25 protein-coding genes are annotated in these 25093 nt (G+C 63.3%); 7 read left to right on the top strand and 18 right to left on the bottom strand.

Annotated elements, in window-relative coordinates; all coding sequences use genetic code 11:
- Positions 1 to 5 precede the first annotated feature (5 nt).
- The 6 genes from NK8_RS40440 to atzF all read left to right on the top strand — a co-directional run bounded on the left by NK8_RS40440 (position 6) and on the right by atzF (position 8575).
- Positions 6 to 830, top strand: coding sequence for an ABC transporter permease (locus NK8_RS40440; protein WP_162069369.1), 825 nt, complete (start codon positions 6 to 8; stop codon positions 828 to 830).
- The gene (locus NK8_RS40435; RefSeq protein ID WP_162069368.1) at positions 827 to 1600 is read left to right on the top strand and encodes an ABC transporter ATP-binding protein; all 774 of its coding nucleotides are present in this window, start codon (positions 827 to 829) and stop codon (positions 1598 to 1600) included. The genes NK8_RS40440 and NK8_RS40435 overlap by 4 nt, the downstream gene beginning before the upstream one ends.
- A 14-nt stretch (positions 1601 to 1614) precedes the next feature.
- A complete protein-coding gene (locus NK8_RS40430; RefSeq protein ID WP_213234235.1) occupies positions 1615 to 2322 on the top strand; it encodes an urea amidolyase associated protein UAAP1 in 708 nt (235 codons plus the stop codon).
- A 13-nt stretch (positions 2323 to 2335) separates the two neighbouring features.
- Positions 2336 to 2980 (top strand): urea amidolyase associated protein UAAP2, encoded by a 645-nt coding sequence (locus tag NK8_RS40425; RefSeq protein WP_162069366.1) that lies wholly within the window; start codon positions 2336 to 2338, stop codon positions 2978 to 2980.
- A 182-nt stretch (positions 2981 to 3162) separates the two neighbouring features.
- Positions 3163 to 6744 carry an urea carboxylase gene (gene uca / locus NK8_RS40420; RefSeq protein WP_213234234.1) on the top strand — a complete coding sequence of 1194 codons (3582 nt, stop codon included), beginning with the start codon at positions 3163 to 3165 and terminating at the stop codon, positions 6742 to 6744.
- Positions 6745 to 6775: 31 nt separating this feature from the next.
- On the top strand, positions 6776 to 8575 hold the full coding sequence (gene atzF, locus NK8_RS40415; RefSeq protein WP_213234233.1) for an allophanate hydrolase: 1800 nt from the start codon (positions 6776 to 6778) through the stop codon (positions 8573 to 8575).
- On the opposite strand, the gene NK8_RS40410 is transcribed toward atzF, so the two are convergent.
- Positions 8529 to 9257, bottom strand: a complete 729-nt coding sequence (locus tag NK8_RS40410; protein ID WP_213234232.1) for a GNAT family N-acetyltransferase — start codon at positions 9255 to 9257, stop codon at positions 8529 to 8531. The genes atzF and NK8_RS40410 overlap by 47 nt on opposite strands.
- Before the next feature lie 92 nt (positions 9258 to 9349).
- Between NK8_RS40410 and NK8_RS40405 the strand changes: the two genes are divergently transcribed.
- Positions 9350 to 10327, top strand: a complete 978-nt coding sequence (locus NK8_RS40405; RefSeq protein WP_213234231.1) for a GlxA family transcriptional regulator — start codon at positions 9350 to 9352, stop codon at positions 10325 to 10327.
- Between the two features lie 4 nt (positions 10328 to 10331).
- Here the strand turns inward: NK8_RS40405 and NK8_RS40400 are convergent, their stop codons facing one another.
- The 17 genes from NK8_RS40400 to NK8_RS40320 form a co-directional block, all read right to left on the bottom strand.
- Positions 10332 to 11033: an SDR family NAD(P)-dependent oxidoreductase gene (locus NK8_RS40400; protein ID WP_213234230.1), complete on the bottom strand. Its 702-nt coding sequence runs from the start codon at positions 11031 to 11033 to the stop codon at positions 10332 to 10334.
- 73 nt (positions 11034 to 11106) lie between these two features.
- Entirely contained in the window at positions 11107 to 13074 is a 1968-nt protein-coding gene (locus NK8_RS40395; RefSeq protein WP_213234229.1) for an alkyl/aryl-sulfatase, read from the bottom strand.
- A gap of 170 nt (positions 13075 to 13244) precedes the next feature.
- A complete protein-coding gene (locus tag NK8_RS40390) occupies positions 13245 to 13502 on the bottom strand; it encodes a hypothetical protein (protein WP_162069359.1) in 258 nt (85 codons plus the stop codon).
- A 38-nt stretch (positions 13503 to 13540) separates the two neighbouring features.
- Complete coding sequence (locus NK8_RS40385; RefSeq protein WP_162069350.1) at positions 13541 to 13798, bottom strand: hypothetical protein; 258 nt, start codon at positions 13796 to 13798, stop codon at positions 13541 to 13543.
- A 38-nt stretch (positions 13799 to 13836) separates the two neighbouring features.
- The gene (locus NK8_RS40380; protein ID WP_162069349.1) at positions 13837 to 14094 is read right to left on the bottom strand and encodes a hypothetical protein; all 258 of its coding nucleotides are present in this window, start codon (positions 14092 to 14094) and stop codon (positions 13837 to 13839) included.
- Between the two features lie 38 nt (positions 14095 to 14132).
- Positions 14133 to 14390 carry a hypothetical protein gene (locus NK8_RS40375; RefSeq protein WP_061177564.1) on the bottom strand — a complete coding sequence of 86 codons (258 nt, stop codon included), beginning with the start codon at positions 14388 to 14390 and terminating at the stop codon, positions 14133 to 14135.
- A gap of 463 nt (positions 14391 to 14853) precedes the next feature.
- Positions 14854 to 15111 carry a hypothetical protein gene (locus NK8_RS40370; RefSeq protein WP_061180509.1) on the bottom strand — a complete coding sequence of 86 codons (258 nt, stop codon included), beginning with the start codon at positions 15109 to 15111 and terminating at the stop codon, positions 14854 to 14856.
- Between the two features lie 239 nt (positions 15112 to 15350).
- Complete coding sequence (locus NK8_RS40365; protein WP_174258123.1) at positions 15351 to 16058, bottom strand: GntR family transcriptional regulator; 708 nt, start codon at positions 16056 to 16058, stop codon at positions 15351 to 15353.
- 72 nt (positions 16059 to 16130) lie between these two features.
- Positions 16131 to 17162 (bottom strand): proline racemase family protein, encoded by a 1032-nt coding sequence (locus NK8_RS40360; RefSeq protein WP_213234228.1) that lies wholly within the window; start codon positions 17160 to 17162, stop codon positions 16131 to 16133.
- Positions 17163 to 17173: 11 nt separating this feature from the next.
- Positions 17174 to 18655: an aldehyde dehydrogenase family protein gene (locus NK8_RS40355; RefSeq protein WP_213234227.1), complete on the bottom strand. Its 1482-nt coding sequence runs from the start codon at positions 18653 to 18655 to the stop codon at positions 17174 to 17176.
- A 12-nt stretch (positions 18656 to 18667) separates the two neighbouring features.
- Positions 18668 to 19960 (bottom strand): FAD-binding oxidoreductase, encoded by a 1293-nt coding sequence (locus NK8_RS40350; protein WP_213234226.1) that lies wholly within the window; start codon positions 19958 to 19960, stop codon positions 18668 to 18670.
- Positions 19957 to 20973, bottom strand: a complete 1017-nt coding sequence (locus tag NK8_RS40345) for a 4-hydroxyproline epimerase (protein ID WP_213234225.1) — start codon at positions 20971 to 20973, stop codon at positions 19957 to 19959. The genes NK8_RS40350 and NK8_RS40345 overlap by 4 nt, the downstream gene beginning before the upstream one ends.
- Positions 20974 to 20995: 22 nt before the next feature.
- Entirely contained in the window at positions 20996 to 21874 is an 879-nt protein-coding gene (locus tag NK8_RS40340; protein WP_213234224.1) for a dihydrodipicolinate synthase family protein, read from the bottom strand.
- 36 nt (positions 21875 to 21910) lie between these two features.
- Complete coding sequence (locus NK8_RS40335; protein WP_162069353.1) at positions 21911 to 22576, bottom strand: amino acid ABC transporter permease; 666 nt, start codon at positions 22574 to 22576, stop codon at positions 21911 to 21913.
- A gap of 10 nt (positions 22577 to 22586) precedes the next feature.
- The gene (locus NK8_RS40330) at positions 22587 to 23258 is read right to left on the bottom strand and encodes an amino acid ABC transporter permease (RefSeq protein WP_213234223.1); all 672 of its coding nucleotides are present in this window, start codon (positions 23256 to 23258) and stop codon (positions 22587 to 22589) included.
- Between the two features lie 8 nt (positions 23259 to 23266).
- Complete coding sequence (locus NK8_RS40325) at positions 23267 to 24082, bottom strand: amino acid ABC transporter ATP-binding protein (RefSeq protein WP_301549931.1); 816 nt, start codon at positions 24080 to 24082, stop codon at positions 23267 to 23269.
- A 109-nt stretch (positions 24083 to 24191) separates the two neighbouring features.
- Complete coding sequence (locus NK8_RS40320; protein WP_213234222.1) at positions 24192 to 25025, bottom strand: transporter substrate-binding domain-containing protein; 834 nt, start codon at positions 25023 to 25025, stop codon at positions 24192 to 24194.
- Positions 25026 to 25093 lie beyond the last annotated feature (68 nt).

Raw genomic sequence — 25093 nt, 5'->3', positions numbered from 1 at the left:
ACGCCATGCGGCTCATCAACCGACACCCCGGCCGCACCGGCAGTCTGATGCTGTTGCTGCTGCCGTTCATCGTGCTCGTTGCGGTGTACTTCACCGGCTCGTCGCTGCGCCTGCAGGCGAACCCCGACGACAAGCTGTTGCCGTCCGCCGCGCAGATGAAGAGCGCGCTCGACGAATACGCGTTCACCGAAGACAAGCGCACCGGCGAATACCTGATGCTGAGCGACACGTTATCGAGCATGAAGCGGCTCGGCATCGGGCTCGCCGCGAGCGCGGCCATCGCGCTCGTGTTCGGCATCGTGACGGGCGCGATTCCGCTCGCGGGCGCGACGCTGTCGCCGTTCATCACGGTCATATCGATGATCCCGCCGCTCGCCGTTCTGCCGATTCTCTTCATCGTGTTCGGTCTCGATGAACTGTCGAAGGTCGTGCTGATCGTGATCGGCATCACGCCGATGATGATCCGCGATCTGCACCAGCGCACGCGCGAGATTCCCGAGGAACTGTGGATCAAGGCGCAAACGCTCGGCGCATCGAGCTGGACGCTGATTCTGCGCGTGATCGTGCCGCAATTGCTGCCGCGTCTTCTGATCGCGCTGCGGCTCGCGTTGTGCTCCGCGTGGCTGTTCCTGATCGCGGCGGAAGCGATCGCGTCGACGGACGGTCTCGGCTATCGCATCTTTCTCGTGCGCCGTTACCTTGCGATGGATGTGATCCTGCCGTACGTCGCGTGGATCACGCTGCTCGCATGGCTCATCGACGAAGCATTGCGCCGTCTCACGCAATGGGCGTTCCCCTGGTATCAGGAAGGTCGCGGAGGCCGCGCATGATCGAGATCCGCAACCTGTGGAAGCAGTACGGCGATCAGGTCGTGCTGGAGCGGCTCAATCTGCGCATCGCGCAAGGCGAGTTCTGTTCGATGGTCGGCGCATCGGGCTGCGGCAAGTCGACCTTTCTGCGCATGCTGCTCGGTCAGGAACGCCCGACGCGCGGCGAGATCCTGCTCGACGGCGAGCCGTTGCCGGGCGAGCCCGACGCGCATCGCGGCGTCGTGTTCCAGCGCTATTCGGTGTTTCCGCACCTGACCGTGCTGCGCAACGTGATGCTCGGGCTCGAACTGCCGCATGCGCGTTTCACGGGACGGTTGTTCGGCGCGCGCAGGCGGCTTGCACGCGACGAAGCCGTCGCGATGCTCGCGCGCGTCGGCCTCGCCGATTCGCTCGACAAGTATCCGCATCAACTCTCGGGCGGCATGCAGCAGCGCCTCGCGCTCGCGCAGGCGCTCGTGATGAAGCCGCGCGTGCTGTTGCTGGACGAACCTTTCGGCGCGCTCGATCCGGGCATCCGCCGCGACATGCACGAACTGCTGACCGGCCTCTGGCGTGAAGCGAAGCTGACGGTCTTCATGGTCACGCATGACCTGAAGGAAGGCTTCACGCTCGGCAGCCGCGTGCTCGTGTTCGACAAGGTACGCATCGACCCGCAAGCGCCGCAGGCGTACGGCGCGCGCATCACTTACGACATTCCGCTCGAACGCAACGGCGCGCGCGAACCGCATGGCGCGACGGAGATTCCGCCATTGCTCGCCGTGCCAGCATGAAAGGACCCATACACATGAACGAAATCCTGCTCGAAGAATCGATTCCCGGCGGCGCCCATGCGTCGCTGATCGTGAAGCGCGGCCAGTTGCTGCGCATCACCGATGTGCGCGGCGGCGCGAACGTCGCCATGCTGCTTTTCAATGCCGCTGAAAAGAGCGAACGCCTGAACCTTCCCGACACGCTCAAGTGTCAGCACACCGCGAAGCTGACGCGCGGCCATTGCCTCTATTCCGACATGGGCCGCGTGCTCGCCGCGATCGTCGCGGATACGTGCGGATGGCATGACAGCCTCGCCGGGGTCTCGAATGCGGCGGAAGTGTTCGAGAAGTACGGCGAGGGTCGCTATCAGGAATTGCGCAACGCGTTCTATCGCAATGGCACGGACAACCTGCTCGTCGAACTCGGCAAATGGGGACTCGGCATCGCGGATCTGGTGATGACGCTGAATCTCTTCAGCCGCGTCGATGTGACGGAAGCGGGCGCGTTGAACTTCGTTCAGGGCAATTCGCAAGCGGGCGACCAAATCGAACTGTATGCGCCGATGAACACGCTTGTCGTGCTCACCGCGATCCAGCATCCGCTCGACCCGAATCCCGAATACGCGCCGAAGCCGGTGAAGCTCACGTTGAGCCACGCGAGCGCGACAGTCGCGGAAATTTGCCGCACGTCGTGCGATGAAAATGCACGCGGCTTCACCAACACCGAACGATTCTTTCTCTGAGCGAGGGACGCGCATGACGACATCCACACTCACTGCCAGCACGCGCGACGTAGCCGACGCGATCTTTCGCGAGACCTTGCCCGCGGGCGAACCGTGGCTCAAGGAGTTGAAGGCGGGCCACACGCTGCGCATTCGCGACGTCGAAGGCAACCAGGCCATCGACACGCTCTTCTACAGCGCAGCCGATCCGCGCGAGCGCTACGATGCGCAACGCACGCTGCGCCGCCAGCAAAGCCTCTATCTGACGACGGGCACCGTGCTCTATTCGAATCTCGGCAATCCGCTGCTGACGATCGTCGCGGATACGTGCGGGCGGCACGACACGCTCGGCGGCGCCTGCGCGCAGGAAAGCAATACGGTGCGCTATGCGCTGGAGAAGCGCTACATGCACAGTTGCAGAGACAACTATCTGCGCGCCTGTGCGCACGACGGGCGGCTTTCCAAGCGCGACATCGCCGCGAACATCAACTTCTTCATGAACGTGCCGGTGACGTCCGAAGGCGGTCTCACGTTCGAGGACGGCATTTCCGGCGCGGGTAAGTACGTGGAGCTGCGCGCGGAGATGGACGTGATCGTGCTGATCTCGAACTGCCCGCAGCTGAACAATCCGTGCAACGCGTATAACCCGACTCCGGCGGAGCTGACGATATGGAACTGAACACTTTCCGCCGCTGGCTCTACACGCTGATGAAAGCGCGCGCGCAACGTCTGCTGTCGATCGATCGCCGCCTCAAGCAATAGAAAACGCACCAAGCGCACTGAACGTCGACCTGCCGGGGACGACCCCGGCATGCATGCTCACGTGGCGGGACGGCCCGCCCACGCATTGAACATCCACTCATGTTCGACAAAGTCCTTATCGCGAATCGCGGCGCGATCGCCTGCCGCATTCTGCGCACGCTGCGCGCACTCGACGTTCAAGGCGTCGCCGTCTATAGCGAAGCGGATCGCGCGAGCCGCCACGTCAGTCTCGCCGATACCGCTTGCAGCCTCGGCGACGGCGCCGCGAGCGTCACGTATCTCGACATCGCGAAGATTCTCGCCATCGCGCGCGAACAAGGCGCGCAGGCGATCCATCCGGGCTACGGCTTCCTGTCGGAGAATGCCGCGTTCGCCGAAGCGTGCGACGCAGCCGGCATCGCGTTCATCGGACCGACGCCCGCGCAATTGCGCGCCTTCGGCCTGAAGCACACGGCGCGCGCGATCGCCGCCGAACAGGGCGTGCCGATGCTCGAAGGGACGGGCCTGCTCGACGACATCGACGCCGCGCTGAACGCGGCGCAGCACATCGGTTATCCGGTGATGCTGAAAAGCACGGCGGGCGGCGGCGGCATCGGCATGCGCGTATGCCGTTCCGACGACGAACTCGCCGCGCAGTTCGATATCGTCAGGCGTCTCGGGCAGAACAATTTCAGCGACGCGGGCGTGTTCATCGAGAAGTACATCGAGCGCGCGCGCCATCTCGAAGTGCAGATGTTCGGCGATGGCAAGGGCGCGGCCATCGCGCTCGGCGTGCGCGATTGCTCCGTGCAGCGGCGCAACCAGAAAGTGCTCGAAGAAACGCCCGCGCCGAATCTGCCCGACGGCATGGAGGCGGCGCTTTGCGAGGCCGCGATTCGCCTTGCGCAGGCGGTGTCGTATCGCTCGGCGGGCACGGTCGAATTCGTCTACGACAGCGACGCCGCACGCTTTTATTTCCTCGAAGTGAACACACGCCTGCAAGTCGAGCACGGCGTGACGGAGCAGGTGTGGGGCGTGGATCTGGTGCGCTGGATGATCGAACTCGCAGCGGACACATTGCCGCCGCTCGATCTGCTTTCGCGCGATCTGAAGCCGCAAGGCCACGCGATTCAGGCGCGTCTTTACGCGGAAGATCCAGGCCGCGATTTCAAGCCGTGCCCGGGGCTGCTGACGGACGTGTCGTTTCCTTGCGCCGATGGCCGTGCGTTGCGCATCGATACATGGATCGATGCCGGCTGCGAAGTGCCGCCGTGGTTCGATCCGATGCTCGCGAAGCTGATCGCGTGGCAACCGACGCGCGATGCGGCGCGCCACGCGCTCGACGCCGCGCTGGACGCGACGCGCATCTACGGCGTCGAAACGAATTGCGGCTATCTGCGGCAGATTCTCGCGGACACGCCGTTCGCCAGCGGCCATCCGTGGACGCGCTGTCTCGAAGGCCTGCGCTATCGCGCATCGACAGTCGAAGTGCTGAGCGGCGGCACACAGACGACGGTGCAGGACTATCCGGGCCGTCAGGGTTACTGGGCCGTGGGCGTGCCGCCTTCGGGCCCGATGGACGATCGCGCGCTGCGCCTCGGCAATCGCCTGCTCGGCAACCCCGACGATGCCGCCGCGCTCGAAGTCACCATGAGCGGTCCGACGCTGCGCTTCAATACCGATGCTGTCGTCACGGTGACTGGCGCGACGCTGCCCGTCATGCTCGACGACATCGTGCAGCCGATGAACACGACGCTCTTCGTCGCGGCCGGCTCGACGCTCGCGCTCGGCGCGATTCGCGGCGCGGGCGCGCGCGCGTATCTGTGCGTGCGTGACGGGCTGGATGTCGCGCGCTATCTCGGCAGCCGCAGCACGTTCACGCTCGGCCAGTTCGGCGGCCACGGCGGGCGCGCATTGCGTGCGGGCGATGTGCTGCATCTCTACGCGCTGTCGGATCGCGAAGCGGGTGCGCGCTTGCCCGATTCGCTCGCGCAGCGTCTGGACGATGTACGCGTGCTGCGAGTGATCTACGGCCCGCACGGCGCGCCCGAGTACTTCAGTGCGAGCTATATCGAGCGCTTCTTCGAGACCGACTGGGAAGTCCATTTCAATTCGAGCCGCACGGGGGTGCGCCTCATCGGTCCGAAGCCGGAATGGGCGCGCGCCGATGGCGGCGAAGCGGGCCTGCATCCGTCGAACATTCACGATAATCCGTATGCCGTCGGCGCGATCGATTTCACTGGCGACATGCCCGTCATCCTCGGTCCGGACGGGCCGAGCCTCGGTGGTTTCGTCTGTCCCGTCACGGTGATCGAAGCAGACCTGTGGCGCATCGGCCAGTTGAAGGCGGGCGACAAGGTGCGCTTCGTGCCGGTCGATATCGCGACCGCGCGTGCGTCGGCGGTAGCGTGGCAGGAGAGTGCGACTGCGACGCGCGCAGCGCCATTGCAATCTCCGATCGTATTGAACATCGGCGAAGGCGATGAGCGTCTCGTCGCGCGTCTCTCCGGCGACACGCATCTGCTGCTCGAAATCGGGCCGTCCGAACTCGATCTCGTGCTGCGCTTTCGCGGACACGCGCTGATGCAGTCGCTCGAAGCGTTGCAGTTGCCCGGCGTCGTCGATCTGACGCCCGGCATCCGTTCGCTGCAGATTCACTATCAGCCGGAACGATTGCCGCTCGATAGCTTGCTCGGCCATGTCGCGAAGACCTGGGACAGCGTGCTGCTGCAAAAGGATTTGCGCGTGCCGTCGCGCATCGTGCATCTGCCGCTGTCGTGGGACGATCCCGCGTGCCGGCTCGCCATCGACAAATACATGACCACCGTGCGCAAGGACGCGCCGTGGTGCCCGAGCAATCTGGAGTTCATTCGCCGCATCAACGGGCTCGATTCGATCGATGACGTGAAGCGCGTCGTCTTCGATGCAAGCTATCTCGTGATGGGCCTCGGCGATGTCTATCTCGGCGCGCCGGTCGCAACGCCGCTCGATCCGCGCCATCGCCTGGTGACGACGAAGTACAACCCGGCGCGCACGTGGACGGCGGAGAACTCGGTCGGCATCGGCGGCGCGTATCTGTGCGTGTACGGCATGGAAGGGCCGGGCGGATATCAGTTCGTCGGACGCACGTTGCAGATGTGGAACCGCTATCGCGAAGTCGCGGATTTCGCGGGCCGTCCGTATCTGTTGCGCTTCTTCGATCAGATCCGCTTCTACGAAGTCTCCGCCGATGAACTGCTGCGCATCCGCGAGACGTTTCCGCTCGGGCGTCATCCGTTGAAGATCGAGGAGACAGAGTTGTCTCTCGCGGACTATCAGGCGTTTCTCGATCGCGAAGCGGATGGCATCGCGCAGTTTCGCGCGCATCAGCAAGAGGCGTTCGAAGCGGAGCGCCAGCGCTGGCACGAAGCGGGCAGCGATGAAACCGCACTCGATGCGCCCGTTGCCGCCGAAGCGGACATCGCGCCGCTCGCCGATGGCCAGATCGCCGTCGACAGCGAGATCGCGGGCAATCTGTGGCAGGTGCGCGTCGAGCGTGGCGCGAGCGTCGAAGCGGGCGACGTGCTCGTCGTCATCGAATCGATGAAGATGGAGATCTCCGTCATCGCGCCGTGCGCGGGCACGGTCGGCGAGATTCATGTCGCGCCGGGCGCGTCGGTGCGCGCGGGACAGCGCGTCGCCGTGATCGAACAGCGCGCGTGACGCACTTCATACCAACAAGGAATCATCGGACATGGATTCATTCGACCTGCGTCTTTCCGCCTTGCGCGCCGCGTATCGCGAAGGCCGCGTGACGCCGCGCACGCTGATCGGCACGTTGCGCACGCGCGCCGCGATGCTCAACCCCGACTATCGGCTCTTCATTCATCTGCTGGGCGATGACGAAATCGAACCTTATCTCGCCGCGCTCGACGCACGCGATATCGATTCGCTGCCGCTTTACGGCGTGCCGTTCGCGATCAAGGACAACATCGATCTCGCGGGCGTGCCGACGACCGCCGCGTGTCCCGCGTTCGCCTACACGCCGAGCGAGTCCGCGACGCTCGTCGCGCGCCTGATCGCGCTCGGCGCGGTGCCCATCGGCAAGACGAATCTCGACCAGTTCGCGACCGGCCTGAACGGGACGCGCTCGCCTTACGGCAAGTGCCGCAACAGTGTGCTGGCCGACTATCCGTCGGGTGGATCGAGCGCGGGATCGTCGCTGGCCGTCGCGCTCGGCGTCGCGAGCTTCGCGCTCGGCACCGATACGGCCGGCTCGGGCCGCGTGCCCGCCGCGTTGAACAATCTCTTCGGCATGAAGGGGACGAAGGGCCTGCTGTCGACGGCGGGCGTCGTGCCCGCGTGCCGCACGCTCGATTGCGTGACGTATTTCACGGCGACCGCAAGCGAGGCGAGCACGCTGTTCGCGCTCACGGCAGGCCACGATCCCGCCGATGCCTACAGCCGCGCGAATCCGCAATGGAACGATGGCTCGGCGTTCGGCAAGGTCGCGCGTTTTCGTTTCGGCGTGCCGCGTCAGCTCGAATTCGCCGGTTGCGATGAAAGCCCCGCGCTCTTCGCCGACGCGCGCGCCGCGCTCGAAGCGATCGGCGGCGAGGCGGTCGACATCGACTTCGCGCCGTTCGTCGAAGCGGCGCGCCTGCTCTACGAAGGGCCGTGGGTCGCCGAACGCTATAGCGTCGCGGGCGCGCTGCTGGAAGCGCAGCCCGATGCCGTGCTGCCCGTGATCCGCGATGTGCTCGCGAAAGCGCCCGGCACGACGGCCGTCGATGCGTTCCGCGCGCAGTACAGATTGCAAGCGTTGAAGCAGCGTTGCGACGCGGTTCTCGCGGATCTCGATTGCGTGCTGACGCCATCGATCCCGCGCCCGGTCACGCTCGCCGAACTGGAGCGCGATCCGATCGGCGCGAACTCGTTGCTCGGGCATTACACGAATTTCATGAACCTGCTCGACTACGCCGCCGTCGCGACGCCCGCGGGTTTCATGCGCAACGGCCTGCCGTGGGGCGTGACGCTGTTCGGCCGCGCCTTCACCGATCAATACCTTCTGAGCGTCGCCGATGCGCTGCATCGCAGACTCGCCGTGCCGCTCGTCGGCGGTGCGTCGCAGAACACGGATGCGCCCATGCACGCCGCCCGCGACGACCGCATGAAGCTCGTCGTGTGCGGTGCGCATCTCGCGGGTTTGCCTCTGAACGGGCAGTTGACCGCGCGTGGCGCGCGCCTCGTCGAAGCGACGGCGAGCGCGCCGCGCTACCGCCTGTACGCGCTCGCGGGCGGCGCCGTCGCGCGGCCCGGCATGATGCGCGATGAAGCGAACGGCGCAGAGATCGCGGTCGAAGTGTGGGAGATGCCGGGCGCGGAGATCGGCTCGTTCCTCGCGGGCATTCCCGCGCCGCTCGCGCTCGGCAAGGTCGAGCTGGCGGATGGGCGCTGGGAAACCGGCTTCGTGTGCGAGGCGTATGCGCTCGAAGGCGCTGTCGATATCACGCGCTATGGCGGCTGGCGGGCGTGGCTGGATCGGCATGCATGAGCTGGGTGAGCGCGAACGCGTGACGCAGTTCGAAGCCGAGCCGCTCGTACACGCCGATCGCGCTTTCGTTGTGACTGAACACGTGCAGGAAGGGCGTGGCGCCGCGTAGCCCGATTTCCCTGCGCAGGATGTTCATGAGCCTGCCGGAGAGACCGCGTCCGCGACAGCGCTCATCCACGCAGACGGCGCTGATTTCGACATAGCCGTCGATGCACATGCGTTCGCCCGCCATCGCGATGAGCTCCCCGTGCTCGCGAATCCCGATGTACCGGCCCATCTCGTGCGTGCGCTTGCCGAAAGGGCCGGGCCGCGTTCTTTGCACGAGCGCGAGCATGTCGTCCACGTCGGCACTGCCGAGATGCATCACGTCGCTGTCGTCCGTGCGGTGCGTGAAGGGCTGCGTCGCGATCATCTGATGAATCGTGCCGACGCGCTTCGCCTGCAATGAGTCGATATCGATGCTCGCGGGCGCATCCGACGACAGAATGGCGACCTGCTCATTCGGCTGCAACAGCGCGTGCAGCGCGCGCCAGGCGTCCGGCGTGTCCGCCGCGATCGCCGCGAACGGCGCGACATCGGGATGAAAGCGCCGCGCGAGCGTGTCACCGAGGCCGAGATGGCGCTGCTTCGTGGTGAGCGCGGTCCAGATCGGACGGTCGAGGGCGTGCTGTGGGGAAGTCATGACGGCTCCTTGGATCGGGATGTGAGTGACTGTAGACAGAAGATGCGGTCGGGGCTATTGTCGGAAATGACATTTTTAGAATCATTCACGCCATGCGACTCACGGTTCTCGCCCTCGACGGCGTATTCGACACCGCGCTCTGCGCCGTGCTCGACGCGTTCACCACCGCGAACGAACTGGCCGCGATGTCGGAGCCTGGCAGCAGTCCGCGCTTCGAGATCGAACTGATCGGCATGCGGCGCGACGTGCACAGCGCGCTCGGCATGCGCGTGCCGGTCAAGCCGGCGAGCACGATGACGCGCCCCGACTGGCTGATCGTGCCAGCGCCCGGCACCAAGATGCCCGCGCAATTGCTGCCGGCGCTCGCCCGCCGCGATGTGATCGACGCGATGGAGCTGCTCGCGCACTATCACGCGGATGGCGTGAAGATCGCGGCGGCGTGCATCGGCACCTTCGTGCTGGCGGAATCCGGCCTGCTGGACGATCACGAGGCGACCACGAGCTGGTGGCTCGCGCCGCTGTTCCGGCAGCGTTATCCGGCGGTGCGTCTCGACAGCGCGCGCATGCTGGTGCCGTCGGGCGAGTTCGCGACGGCGGGCGCCGCGATGGGCCATCTCGATCTCGCGCTCTGGCTGATGAATCAGGCGAGTCCCGCACTCGCGGCGACGGTGGCGCGCTATCTGCTGGTGGATGCGCGGCCTTCGCAGGCGCCTTACATGATTCCGGATCATCTGGCGCGCGCGGACCCGATGGTCGAGCGCTTCGAGCGCTGGGCACGCGCGCGGCTTGCGCAGGGCTTTTCGCTCGACGCCGCCGCGCATGCGCTCGCAACCAGCACGCGCACGCTGCAACGCCGCATCGAGGCGGTCCTCGGCAAGTCGCCGCTGTCGTATTTCCAGGATCTGCGCGTCGAGCGGGCCGTGCATCTGCTGCGCACGAGCCGGCTCGATATCGAGGCCATCGCCGCCGAAGTGGGCTATGTCGACGGTGCGACGCTGCGCACGTTGTTGCGTCGGCGGCTCGGGCGCGGCGTGAAGGAGATACGGGCGGGCAGCGCCGACGCGATGTGACGCCTCAGAACTTCTCCACCCACGGCCGCAGTTCGATTTCCGATGTCCACGCGCTGCGATGCTGACGCAGCACATCGATATAACTCTGCGCGATCGCATCGGGGTCGAGCGTGCTGTCGGGCGCGTCCGCCGGATCGGCGCGATGCGCGGCGCGCACGCCGCCGTCGATGACGAAGTGCGCGACATGAATCCCCTTTGGCATCAGTTCGCGCGCGGCGCTCTGCGCGAGGCCGCGCAACGCGAACTTGCCCATCGCGAACGGCGCGGACAGCGCGAAGCCCTTGACGCCCGCAGTCGCGCCCGTCAACAGGATCGCGCCCTTTGCTGCGGGAACCATGCGTTTGGCCGCCTGCTGGACCGTGTAGAACGCGCCGAGCGCCGTCACGGCGAGCGCCTTGCCGACCTCCGCGGCATCGAGTTCGGCGATGGGGCCGCGCACGCGTCCGCTCGCGTTGTAGATCACGATTTCGGGCGCGCCGATGCGGGCGTCGGTTTCGGCGAACAGCGCTTCGATCTCACCGGCATCGGATGCATCGACGGGCAGCGCGATGGCGCCGGTTTCATCGACCAGCGCCGAGAGCTTGTCGACGTTGCGCGCGGCGATCACGACCGGAATGTTCTCGGCGCGCAGACGCCGCGTGAGCGCGCCGCTGATGCCGGGGCCGGCGCCGATGATGAGGGCGCTGCGGTAAGGAAGAGTGCTCATGGCTTCACGCTCGGAAGGGAGACGAAGCCGATGATAACCGCGGCGCGAAATCGGCGCGCAATCGACGAATCGATCAGGGTTCGCTGATCGTGAACCAGAAATCGAACTTGTCGAACAGAGCCAGCATGTCGTTGAACTTCTGGCGATCGCCGTCGATCTTGACCTGTCCGCTATCGGCAAGATTGCCGAGCTTCAGCTTGCCGAGCGCGATGTCGTCCAGCGTCGTTCGATCGAGCGTGATCGTCGCATCGGCATTTTGCAGGGTTTTGCCCTTGCCATAGTTCATCACGCCGTCTTCGACGGTCAGGGAATAGTTTTCCTTGATATCCGGAAAGATGACGTTGAAGGCGTAATGCTTGTCGCCGGCGCGCGGTCCGTTGAGATGGATCGCAAGGAAGTCGAGGAACATTTCGGTGGTCATGCCTCGAATGATGTCCGGAGACGAGGTATTTGGCGTCGCCATTTTTTTGACGCCGCCGCGCAGTTCCTGTGCGCCGCTCAAATAGAAATTGCGCGCCGGGCCGGATTCGGCCTGATAGCCGAGCTGTTCGAGCGCGTCCGCTTCTAGCTGTCTCGCCGCCTGATTGTTCGGCTGTGCGAATACGAGCTTGTTCGTGATCGTGGCTGCCCATCGATAATCGCCTTTGGCGAACGCTTCGCGCGCGTTGGCGAGTATCTTGTCGGCCCCGATCAACTCGACGTATTTCTTCGCCTCGTCCGTCGGCGGCAGAGGATCGAAGTCGGCAGGGTTGCCGTCCCACCATCCGAGATAAAGCTGATAAGTCGCGCGCACGTTATGTTTCAGGTTGCCGTAATAGCCCCGGTTATAGAATTCCTTTGCAAGCGAATCGGGCAACAGGAACTGCTCCGCGATTTCGTGCATGGTGAGGCCTTGGTTCGCCATGCGCAGAGTCTGATCATTGATGTACTTGTAGAGATCGCGCTGCTTTTTCAGATGCTCGACCACGCGATCATTACCCCATTGCGGCCAATGGTGACTGCCGAACGAAACCTGCGCGTCGTTGCCCCAGAGATCGATGGTCTGATCGAGGTAATACGCCCATTTCTGCGCGCTTCGTACTTTCGCGCCGCGTAGCGTCAGGATATTGTGCAAGGTGTGATTGCCGTCTTCCGCCAGATCGATTGCCTTGAACTGAGGGAAATAGAACATCATCTCCGCTGGCGCTTCGGTGCCGGGAGCCATCTGAAAGACGATATCGACGCCGTCGATCGTCATTTTTTCGCCGGTCTTCTTGATCAGATTGCTCGGTTCGAACAGTGTGATCGACCCTGCAGCCGTAGTCAGGCCGAGACCACCGCCGACATTGCCGCGCGGGTCCTTCGGCAACAGGTTGCCGTACATGTACGATGCGCGCCGGCTCATGACGTTGCCGGCAAACACGTTCTCACTGACGGCCTCTTCCATGAAACCGTCAGGCGCCACCACGGGAATCTTTCCGGCGCGCACATCCTTTTCATCGACGATACCGCGAATGCCCGCAAAGTGATCGACGTGACTATGAGTGAAGATGACACCCGTGACAGGAAGCCGCTCGACTTTTTCGTTGATCAGGTCATAGGCGGCTTTTGCGGTTTCAGCGGAGGTCAGCACGTCGACGACGACCCAGCCCGTTTTTCCGCGTATGAACGTGATATTCGCGAGGTCGATATTTCGGACCTGATAAATCCCGTCGACGACCTTGAACAGTCCGTGCGACGCAAGGATTTGCGACTGACGCCAGAGACTGGGATTAACGGTCGCGGGCGTCTCCGTGGTCGATTTCAGAAAATCATACTGCGAAAGATCAATAACGACGTTGCCCGTTTGTCCCTTTATTACCGGACTCGGCAGATCGGCGATGAAGCCGCGTCGTGAATCATCGAAATCACGCCGGTCGCTGAAATCGAGGTAATTGCGAAGTTTATCGTTCGCCTGTATGGTCGCGGCCGTTGCGCCTTTGGGCGCTTGAGCCAGTGCACCGAGCGGAGCGGCGGCGGACGCCAGCAGGCAGAATCCCGCGATGAGAGTTGCAGCGCGCATCGAATCACCTCTGCGGAGTGTCACTCATTGAATTCCGAATGGAATGTCCGCAAAGCGATATCACTACTTACGTCGACTTTCAAGCAGCTTGTTATTTAATGGTGTCGAGACAAGTGATTCGTGAGAGGAGAAGGAAGCGCAATTATTCCTTCTCCTGTCGACGGTGCTGCTTAGGCCTTCACGCCATGCAGGAGGCTGCCGATGGCATCGATCGATTTCGTGACGTTCGTCAGATCGACCTTCGTGTATTGCGATGCGTCGACCTGAGTCACCGGTGCGACGTTGATTTGCGGGCTGGCGAACGAGAAGCCGCTCACCGAGTTGGAGTTGATGCCGTTGTTCTGGAAGATGCTCGCGCCGCCGACGATGGCACCCATTTCTGCGCGACCGAGTTCTTTGCTGACTGCGAGGTTGTCGATTTTCAACATGATGGTTCTCCGGATGACTTGAATGAATGGATGAGGGTTTAGAGCTTCACGCCGCCGAGCAGGCTGCCGACAGCGTCGAGCGACTTCGTGATGTTCTTCACGTCGACGTCGGTGTGTTGCGAGGCATCGACTTGCGTCACCGGAGCGACGTTGGTCTGCGGGCTGGCGAACGAGAAGCCGCCGTTGTAGTTGGAGTTGATGCCGTTGTTCTGGAAGATGCTCGCGCCGCCGACGATAGCGCCCATTTCTGCACGGCCGAGTTCTTTGCTGACTGCGAGGTTGTCGATCTTCAACATGATGGTTCTCCGGATGACTTGAATGGATGGATGAGGGTTTAGAGCTTCACGCCTTCGAGCACGCTGCCAACCGACGTCAGCGACTTCGTGATGTTCGTCAGATCGACGTTCGTGTGCGTCGAGGCATCGACTTGCGTCACGGGAGCGACGTTCGTTTGCGGGCTGGCGAACGAGAAGCCGCCGTTGTAGTTGGAGTTGATGCCGTTGTTCTGGAAGATGCTCGCGCCGCCGACGATAGCGCCCATTTCTGCACGGCCGAGTTCTTTGCTGACTGCGAGGTTGTCGATCTTCAACATGATGGTTCTCCTGAGGACTTGAATGAATGGATGAGGGTTTAGAGCGCCACGCCGCCGAGCAGGCTGCCGACCGAAGCGAGCGACTTGGTGATGTTCTTCACGTCGACGTCGGTGTGTTGCGAAGCATCGACTTGCGTCACCGGAGCGACGTTGGTTTGCGGGCTGGCGAAGGAGAAGCCGCCGTTGTAGTTGGAGTTGATGCCGTTGTTCTGGAAGATGCTCGCGCCGCCGACGATGGCGCCCATTTCTGCGCGGCCGAGTTCTTTGCTGACTGCGAGGTTGTCGATCTTCAACATGATGTAGCTCCTGGGATATCTGGTTTGGTGGTTGGTTGAGCATCTTTCGTTGCGCTCGCAGCTACATATGCGAGGGGCGTGCCAGGCGCGGGTGGAAAATCGGTTCGGTTAATCTAGTGTATTGATTTTCAAGCGAAATAAAGTTGAGCGATGCGGATTTCACGGCCGTTTGAGGCGGTTTCGTCTGCGCGAGGTGTTGGTCGACGAACAACAGAAAACCGGATGGTGTCGGATGATGACGAACATGCACGATCGGACCACGGCAGGAAGACAAAGCCACACGAGATCGCACGACGAAACTCGAAAATGCTTCGGTATCCGGAATGATGAAGAAATGATGCGGACGCGCCGCCAAACCGAAGCGGGCAGAAGAACAGCAGAAGGAAAGGGGATGTGCAGCAGAGGAAAAAGAAAAGGGGAGAAGGAACCAGCGCGGTTCCTTCTCCCCTTCGAGGACGATGCTTTACAGCTTCGCGCCTTCGATCAGGCTGCCGACCGAAGCGAGCGTCTTCGTGACGTTCGTCAGATCGACGTTCGTGTGGGTCGAGGCATCGACTTGCGTCACCGGCGCGACGTTGGTCTGCGGGCTGGCGAACGAGAAGCCGCTCACGGCGTTGGAGTTGATGCCGTTGTTCTGGAAGATGCTCGCGCCGCCGACGATGGCGCCCATTTCTGCGCGGCCGAGTTCTTTGCTAACGGCGAGGTTGTCGATCTTCAGCATGATGTGTCTCCTGGACTTGGTTGGTTGGATGAGCACCAATCGTTGCGCTCGCATCTCTATATGCGAGGGCCGTGCCAGCCGTATCTGGAGGAACACTTCGGTTAATCCAACTCGTTGAAGTTCAAGGCAAATAAAACATGGCTGAACGAATTTCGGGCAAATCGCGCGGCGCTGGCTCGTTCGATCCGTTGGGCGTCGGAAGACAACCGGCGAAGACGTGTCGGTGCACCGCAGACAGGCTACAGAATCGCCATCGACTCAGTCATGTTTTGCCGCATGTAGTCGAGGAAGCGCTTCTGGAACAGCATCGTGTGTTCGTGCGCGAGTTTCTCCGCGGCGTCCGCGTCCCGGCGTGCGATCGCATCGATGATGTCGGCGTGATCGCGGCCCAGTTTCGTCGCCGACGGCGATGTCACGGTGTAATCGAAATGCAGATGCAGCAGACGCTGCCCCTCGCCGAGGAGGCGCTCGTAATAGCCGAGGAAATACGGGTTGTTCGCCGCATGCGCGATGGCCATGTGCAGGGCCTTGTTGGTCTCGGACATCGCATTGAAATCGCCGCTGTCGATGGCCTGCATGTAGGTGTCGTCGGCTTTGCGGATGCGCGCGAGATCGGCCTCGCTCCGATGCAGCGCCGCAAGACGCGTGACCGCGCGCTGGATGAGGTCCAGCGCCGACACGTATTTCGGGAACTCCTCGATTTCGAACGGCGTGACGAGCGTCGTGCGGTTAGGCAGGATCGTGACCAGCCCTTCGCTGATGAGACGCGCGAGCGCATCGCGCACGGGCGAGCGGGACAGCCCGAATTGCGCCGCCAGCGAGACTTCGTCGAGCGGTGCGCCCGGTTTGAGTTGCAAGGTCAGGATCTGCTTGCGCAACGCTTCGTAGATGTACCGTCCGCCATGCCGGCGAGGACCGTTCTCGGTCTCCGTGGTCCCTTTGCTCATGTATTCACCGCCGTCGTCGTGGGCCCGGAAAGACGGGCGCGCGTTCAAGTTTATCATCGTGCGCGCTCCGTCTCAGGCGGCCGGGAAGCCGGTGCCCCAAGTATCGCTCAGCATGAAACCGGCGGCGAGCGGATCGTCGGGATCGACGCCGATCTGCTGGAATCCGTACACCCACGCGCGCCCGCGAATGCGCGGCAGCACGGCCGGTTTGCCGCCGACTTCGGTCTTGCCGAGCAATTCGACTTCGAATTCGCCGCCGATGGTCGAACGCGATGTCAGCCGGCTGCCGACATCGACCAGTCCGCGCGCCGCCAAGGCCGCGAGATTGGCCGAACTGCCGGTGCCGCACGGCGATCGATCGACGCGTCCCGGAGGCAGCGTCGTGCAGGTCTGATACAGCGCGTCGCCGAGGCGATTGCGGAACATGACATAGGCGACTTCGTCGATCTGCGGAAAGAGCGGATGCCGAACGCGAATCTGCCCGTTGATGATGTCCTTCAGCGCGACCCCCAGCTCGGCAAGCTCGCGCGCGTGCTCGGGCGCGATCGCGAGCCCGACCTGGTCGACATCGATCAGCGCGTAATACACGCCGCCGAACGCGATGTCCGCCTTGATCGTCCCGAAGCGCGCGGTCTCGACATTCACATCCAGTTGCTCGACGAACGCGGGCACCATGTCCAGTGACACACCCGTGCAGCGTCCGTCCTTGCAGGACGCGCGCGCGGTGACGAGTCCCGCGGGCGTGTCGAGCACGACGGTCGTTTCCGGCTCGCGCATCTCGACCATGCCGAGTTCGAGTAACGCGGTGACGACGCAGATCGCGTTGCTGCCGGACATCGGATGCGCCTTGTCCGATTGCAGCACGATGAACCCCGCATGCGCTTCGGGTTTCGTCGGCGCAAGCAATAGATTCACCGACATCTGCAGACAGCCGCGCGGCTCCAGCGTGACGAGCCGGCGCAGGCTGTCGTCCACTTCGTTGATGTAGTTCATCTTGTCGAGCATGGTTTCGCCCGGAATGCCGATGACACCTCCGGTGATCACCTTGCCGATTTCGCCTTCGCAATGCACGTCGACGAGTTGAAGCGTCTTTTTCCAGCGCATGGTCGTTGGCCTTATTTGATGTACCAGCCCCACGGCTTGTCGCTGTCGTAGCGCGTGATCTGCTTGGTCTCGAGATAGTTGTTCAAACCCCACTCGCCGAGTTCGCGGCCGATGCCGCTTTGCTTGTAGCCGCCCCACGGCGCTTCGGTGAAAGTCGGCTGGCTGCAATTGATCCACACGATGCCCGCGCGCAACGCCCGCGCGACACGCTCGCAGCGTGCGAGATTGCGCGACATCACGGCCGCTGCAAGACCAAAGCGGGAATCGTTGGCATACCGAACGGCTTCGGATTCCTCATCGAAAGCACGGATGCACACGACCGGCCCGAAAATCTCTTCGTTCCAGATCCAGCTATCGGCGGGCACGTCCGCGAACACGACGGGTTCCATGAAGTAGCCCTTGTCGAGATGCGCGGGCCGTCCGCCGCCCGTGACGAGGCGCGCGCCTTCGCTCACGCCGCGCTCGACGGCTTCACGCACCTTGTCGTATTGCCCCTTGCTGACGAGCGGGCCGAGCAGCACACCGTCCTGAAGTCCATTGCCGATGGTGATCCTGCGCGTTTCCTCTTTCAGCCGATCCACCAGCCGGTCATGGATGCCGCGCTGCACGAGCACGCGCGACGTGGCCGAACACACTTCGCCCTGATTCCAGAAGATGCCGAACATGATCCATTCGACGGCCGCATCGATATCGCTGTCATCGAAGACGATGAACGGCGACTTGCCGCCCAGTTCGAGACTCACGTTCTTGATGTCGCGCGCGGCGGCCTGCATGATGCGGCTGCCGGTCGGCACGCTGCCGGTGAACGCGAGCTTGTCGATGCCCGGATGCTCGCTCAAGGGCGCGCCCGCGTCATGGCCGAATCCCGTCACGACATTGAGCACGCCCGGCGGCAGATCCGCGTTCGCGGCGATGCCGGCGAGTTCGAGCGCCGTGAGCGGCGTCAGCTCCGAGGGCTTCAGAACCATCGTGCAGCCTGCGGCCAGCGCAGGCGCGACTTTCCACGCGGCCATCAGCATCGGGAAATTCCACGGAATGATCGCGCCCGCGACGCCGACCGGCTCCTTGCGCGCGACCGAGCTGAAACGGTCGTCGGAGAGTGCGATGGGCGTTTCCGCGTGCTCATCGAGCTTCTCCGCGAGACCGGCGTAGTACTCGAAGCAACCGGCGGCATCGCCCAGATCCCAGAGCGCTTCGGCAAGCGGCTTGCCGTTGTCGCGCACTTCGATTTCCGCGAGTTCCTGAAGACGTTCGCGAATGCCCTTGCCGATACGGCGCAACACGGCCGCGCGCTCGGCGCCGCGCATGCGCGGCCACGGGCCTTCGTCGAAGGCCTTGCGCGCGGCCTTCACCGCGATATCGATATCCTCGGCCGTCGCCGCCGCCACGCTCGCAATGACTTCCTCGTTACTCGGATCGATGGTGTCGAAGCGGCCGGCCCTGACGGGTGCGACCCAGCGTCCGTCGATGAAAAGTTGTTCATACGATTTCATGAATTCGTCTCGTCAGGAAAAGCGATAGGCGCTGAACGGCGCGAGGTTTTGCTTTGTCGCGCGACCCGCGACCATGTCCGCGATCAGCCGCCCGGTGGTCGCGCCGAGCGTGAGTCCGAGCTGGCCGTGACCGAACGCCATGTACACATTGCCGAGCCTGCGCGAGCGGTCGATGACGGGCTTCGTGTCGGGCATGAATGGCCGATAGCCGACGCCGTACTCGACCTGCGTCGCGCGCATCCCGGGCAATACGCGCTTCGCCTTCTCGAGGATGATCTCCGCGCGCCCGAAGTTGGGCTTCGCGCCGTGTCCCGCGAATTCGATCGTGCCGCCGATCTGCAGCCCGCGCGTCATCGGCGTGAAGCAGAAGCCGCCGTCCGCATAGATGACCGAATGGCGAATCTCGACGCCCGGGTCCGACACGACCGCCTGATAACCCGCGATGCCCGCGAGGGGCACGTTCACGCCGAGCGAATCGAAGAAGCGCCGCGCGCCGGTGCCCGCGGCCACGACGACATGCCGTGCAGCCAGCCGTTCGCCGTTGGCGAGCGTGACGCCGGTCGCCTGTCCGTTCGATTCGTCGATGCGGCGCGCTTCGCTTTCCACGCGCCGTCCGCCTTGCGCGATGAAGCTATCGGTCAGCGCGGTAAGGAAGCCCATCGTGTCTTTCACGGCGCGCCAGTCGTCGAACATGACGCCATGCGAGAACTTGCCCGCGAGCGCCGGTTCGAGATCGCCGATGTCTTTCGCATTCAGCCGCTGCGACTTGAAGCCGAGCGATTCGCGCAGCGCGAGATGCGGCGCTTCGCGCGTCAGCGCGACAGGATCGTCGAAGACTTCGAGAACGGGGCGTTCGCCGAGCAACGTCTTGTCGGCGCAGGCGTCGAGCAGCGGCGCGTAGTCGCTATAGACGTCGTGCGTGAGCGTGGCCATCGACTGCGCGATCTCGACGATCTTCGCGTGCCGCGCGCACATGAGAAAGCGGAGAAACCACGGGACGATGCCCGGCAGCGCGCGCGGACGCAGCGCGAGCGGACCCTTCTGATCCATGAGCCAGCCGGGTATCTTCATCAGAATGCCGGGCTTCGACAGCGGAATGATCTCGCTCACCGCCATCTGGCCGCAGCTCCATTTGGCCGTGCTGTTGCCCGGCGCTTGCGGGTCGATCAGCGTGACGGCGTAACCGCCGCGTTGCAGATAGAGCGCGCAGCACAGTCCGACGATGCCGCCGCCGATCACCACGGCGGTTTCCTGGCTGAAAGGGAGCGGATGGTGCGCGGAGACTTCGCGAGGAACGGCGTTCACTTCACATACTCCTGCAAGCTGAAGCCATGAGCGTAGGGCTGCGCGTCATCGACGTAATACTCCGCGCGCCCGGTCAGCCACGCGCGGCCTTCGACGCTGGGCAGAACGGCGTCGAGACCGTTCGTGAGTTTCGTCGTCGATTCGACCCGTCCGATGAAACAGCTGCCGATCAGGCTTTGATGACGGAACGCCTGACCGATATCGAGCAGCCCGCGCGCGTGCCGTTGCGCGACGCGGGCCGAGGTACCGGTCCCGCACGGCGAACGATCGACAAGACTGTCACCTGCGATGACGACCGCGCGCGCATCGGCGTCATTCGACATGGGCGCGCCTGTCCACATCGTGTGATTCACGCCGCGTATGCCCGGATGATCCGGATGAATCACGTCGATCGTAGCGTTCACGGCCGTTTGCATCTGCCGGCCCCAGGCCAGCAGTTGATCCGGCGTGAAGTGCTCGCAGCCCGGGAAATTCGGTTGCACCTCGACGATCGGATAGAAGTTTCCGCCGTACGCGATATCGACGGCAAGCGCGCCGAAATGCGGATGCACGATCTCGACATCGCGGTGAAGCAGGAAGCCCGGCACGTTGGTGAAGCGCACCGATGACACGCGCGCGCCGTCCATCTCGACCTTCGCGGTGAGCTTGCCGGCGGGCACGTCGACGATGACCGTGCCCGGCGACTTCGGCCGCACGAGCCCCGCTTCGAGCGCGAAGGACACCGAGCCGATCGATGCATGGCCGCACATCGGCAGGCAGCCCGACGTTTCGATGAACAGCAGGCTCATGTCCGCGTCGACGGAAATGGGCGGATAGAGCAGCGTGCCCGACATGTGCGCGTGCCCGCGCGGCTCCAGCATCAGCGCGCGGCGAATCCAGTCGTGATGCTCGACGAACGCCTTGCGACGCGCTTCCATGGTCGCGCCGGCAAGCGGCGGCGCGCCGTCGATCACCATGCGTACCGGCATGCCCTCGGTATGTCCTTCGATGCTCTTGAAGTGATGTGTGCTCATCCGGATGCCCCGCTCGATATCGTCAACCTTGCGCCGCTTCGAACACCTCGCGGAACGCCGCCTTCTCGTCATCCGTGAGCGGCTGCAGCGGCATGCGCGCGGCCCCGACCTTGAAGCCCGCGAGTTCGCACCCGTACTTCACCTTCTGCACGAACTTGCCGGATTCCATCGTCGCCATGACGGGGAAGAGCGAGCGCATCACGTCCTGCGCGCCGCGAATGTCGCCTGACTCGAACCTGGCATGGAAGTCCACGACGTGCTTCACGAAGCAGTTTGCGGGACCGCAGATCCAGCTCGACGCGCCCCACAGGAAGAAGTCGAGCGCCTGGTCGTCGGAGCCGCAGGAAAGCTGATAGTGATCCTTGTACTTCTCGCCGATTTCGATCGCGCGCAGCAGATTGCCGCTGCTTTCCTTGATGCCGACCACGCGCGGGTGGTCCTTGAACGCTTCGAGCACTTCGAAGCCGACTTCCACGTTCGTGCGCACGGGATAGTTGTACAGCACGAGATCGGCGTCCGGCACCGCCTTGAGAATCGCGTCGTAATGGCCGATCAGTTCCTGTTGCGACGGCAGCGCGTAGTACGGCGGCGCGATGAGAACGGTCTTGTAGCCCGCGTCGCGAACCAGTTGCGTCTGTTCGATGACCTCGCGCGTGCACGATCCGTTCGCGCCGCCGATCAGCATCCCGCGCTCGCCGACGACTTCGCGCACGGTCTTCAGGATCGCGCGGCGCTCGTCGTGGGTGAGCGCGTAGTATTCGCCCGTCGAGCCGAGCGGCACGAAGCCCTTGACGCCGGCCTTCAACTGAAATTCGACGAGGTTCGCGAGCGTGTCGTGATCGACCGCGCCGGAACTGCCGAACGGCGTGACGAGTGCGGGAAGAATGCCTTTCATCTGCATGAGTTGCTCCATTGAACGATGAGTCGTTGATTGGGGTTAGTAGGCGTAACGCCTGAGCAATCGCATCTCGACCACGCCGACGAGACGCGTGAGCGGAAAAGCGACGAGGAAGTAAATGATCGCAACGGTCGTCAGGAACTCCACCGGCTTGGCCGTGCTGTTCGAGATGTTCTGGCCGACGAACATCAGGTCCGCGACGCCCACCGAGGAGATCAGCGCGCTTTCCTTGAACAGGCTGACGACGTTGGATAGCAGCGGCGGAATCGCGCGCAGCAGCGCTTGCGGGAAGATCACATAAAGAATCTTGGCCTGCGGCGAGAGACTCAGCGCGATGCAGGCGTCGTGCTGTTCGGCGGAGATCGATTTGAGCGCGCCGCGAAACGTTTCGCTGGTGATCGCCGCCATGTAGAGCGTCAACGAGATCACGACCGACACATACGGCGGAAGCGGAAGGTGAAAGACGACCGGGAAACAGAAGAACACCCAGAAGAGCTGAATCAACAGCGGCGTGCCGCGAAAGAACTCCACATAGAGCGTGGTCGCCGCTTTCATCCAGCGCGAGGGCGACATGCGCAACAGGCTCAGCACGAAGCCCGCGAGACTGCCGATCACGGCGCAACTGCCGGTGAACGCGATGGTCAATGCAAGCCCCTTGAGCAGCACGAGCCAGTAGGGGAAAACGGCGGAAAAGTCGAGTTGCATGGTCCTCTCCTCAACGCTCGACCGCGAGGTCCTGGCGGCGCTCGATCACATGGACGAGCTTCGCGATCGGCAGGGACAGCGCGAAATAGATCAGCGCGACGACGGTGTAGGTTTCGAGCGGCCGATACGCTTCGGTCGCGAGGCTCTTGCCCACATACATCAGGTCCGCCACCGCGACGATGGCGACGAGCGCGCTCTGCTGCAGACTGCCGATGCCGTTGGTCATCAGCACGGGCATCGCGGTGCGCAGCGCCTGCGGCAGGACCACATACATCGTGCGCTGCCAGGGCTTGAGACCGAGCGCGACGCAGGCGTCGAGATGCTCCTTCGGCACGGCCTGCACGCCCGCGCGGTAGGCTTCCGCATTGAATGCGGTGAGATTGAGCCCGAGCGCGAGCACGCCCATCAGGATCGGGTCGATGAATACGTCGACCATCATCGGCACGCAGTAGAAGAACCAGACGATCTGCAGGAGCGCCGGCGTGCAGCGGAAAAATTCGATGAACAACTGCGCCGGCCAGCGCACGATCGTCCAGCGGCTCATCGCCAGAAGACAGAGCGCGAAGCCGAGCACGAGGCCCATGAGGTTCGATGCGGCGGCCAGTTCGATCGTGACCCGGAGGCCATCGAGCAGGGCGCCGAAGCTGCCTTCGAGAAAGCGGAAATCGAATTGATAGTTCATGTCGAGCCTCAGTCGAGATGCAGCACTTTCTCGAGGAACTCGCGCGTGCGAGCCTGCTTCGGGCACTTGAACATGTCGGCGGGCGCGCCCTGTTCCACGATCTTGCCGCTCGCGCAGAACACCACGCGCGTGGCGATATCGCGGGCGAAGTGCATGTCGTGCGTGACGATGATCATCGCCATCTTCTGTTCGGCGAGCTGGAGCATCACGTTCTGGACTTCGATGACCATCTCCGGATCGAGCGCGGAGGTGACTTCGTCGAACAGCATCAGCTTCGGTTCGAGCATCAGTGCGCGGGCAATCGCGACGCGCTGCTTCTGGCCGCCCGAAAGCTGGCTCGGATATGCGTGCAACTTGCTTTCGAGACCGAGCCGCGCGAGATACAGGCGCGCGCGCTCGGTCGCTTCGGCTTTCGAGAGGCCGCCCACCTTGACCGGCGCGAGAATCAGATTGCCCAGCACGGACAGATGCGGAAACAGCGTGTAGTGCTGAAACACCATGCCGATCTGCTTTTGCAGCTTCGCGTCGATACGCTTCGCGCGTCCCGCGTCGGCGCCGAAGATATACGGCTTGCCCTGAAACCCGATTTGTCCGCCCTGAATGCCTTCGAGTCCCATCATGACGCGCAGTAGCGAACTCTTGCCGCTGCCGCTCGGGCCGATGATGACGAGGCGGTCGTCCTCGCGCATGTCGAGGTTCATGTGATCCATGACGACCAGATTCTCGCCATAGGACTTGTAGACATCACTGAATTGCACGAACTCGCCGGATGTCGAAGGCGAAAAGTCGATCACCGCCGGCGGAACGTCGTGTTGAGCGATCATGGTTTGCGATGACAGCATGAAATCTCTCCAGCAAGCGCGCTAAAGAGCGCGCGATGCTTAGGTATCCTGTTCGAAGAGAATCGAACACGGCGCGAATTGGCGCGTTACATCACTTGTTTGCGACCAGCATCGCCTGGACAGACGTCTTGATGAGTTTGTCGACAGCGCCCGTTCTGACTTGCGAGTTCACGAAATCGTTGAGCACGGCGAGATCGGCGGCGGAGGTTTCCTTGCGCACGCCGAACGCGACTTCCTGTTGCGCGAGTGGCGGACTCGGCTGGACCGTCGCGGCCCAGTCGGGATGCGCCTCGGTCAGGAGCATGTTGGTGATGTTGGCATCGGCGAGAAGATCGGCGCGCTTCGACATCAGCGCGAGGCGGGTTTCGTCGTTGCCCGGCAGCCGCATGATGCGCGCCTGCTTCAATGTCGCCGTGATCGCCTTGTCCTGCGCCGCGCCCGACATCACGGCGACTGTCACGCCCGGCTTGTCGATGTCGGCGATGCTGCGCGCGCCCTTGGGGATCTTCGGGTTGTTCTTGTTATAGACAAACGACACGTTGTAGTCCGTCGCGGGCGTCGAAAACGAGACCGCTTTTTCGCGCTCCGGTGTCTGATTCAGCGCCATCGACAGATCCCACTTGTCCGATTGCAGGCCGGCGACGATGTTGTCCCATGTCGTATCGACGAACTCGACCTTCACCTTCAGTACGTTCTGCCCGAAGTTGCGGCACAACTCCGAAAAGAAGCCGCTGTAATCGCCCGTCTTCGGGTCGCGCATCACGTACGGCGGCGCGACCGCGGCACCGCAACGAAGCACGCCAGCCTTCTTCACGCTTTGCCAGGCACTGCCGTCTTCGGCCCGAACGGGCGTATGGGCGGCCGCCAAGCCGACAAATGCCAGGCACGCGACAGCACGAAGGGTGAAACGGGACAACTGAACCATGATCGACTCCCGAATAAGAGTAAACCCGCATATGACATCGGAATTTGCACCACACATGTTTGCGTATT

The organism is Caballeronia sp. NK8, assembly GCF_018408855.1.
GTDB lineage: Bacteria > Pseudomonadota > Gammaproteobacteria > Burkholderiales > Burkholderiaceae > Caballeronia.
The sequence above is the reverse complement of the archived record's forward strand: the minus strand, read 5'-3'. Positions and strand labels throughout refer to the sequence as shown.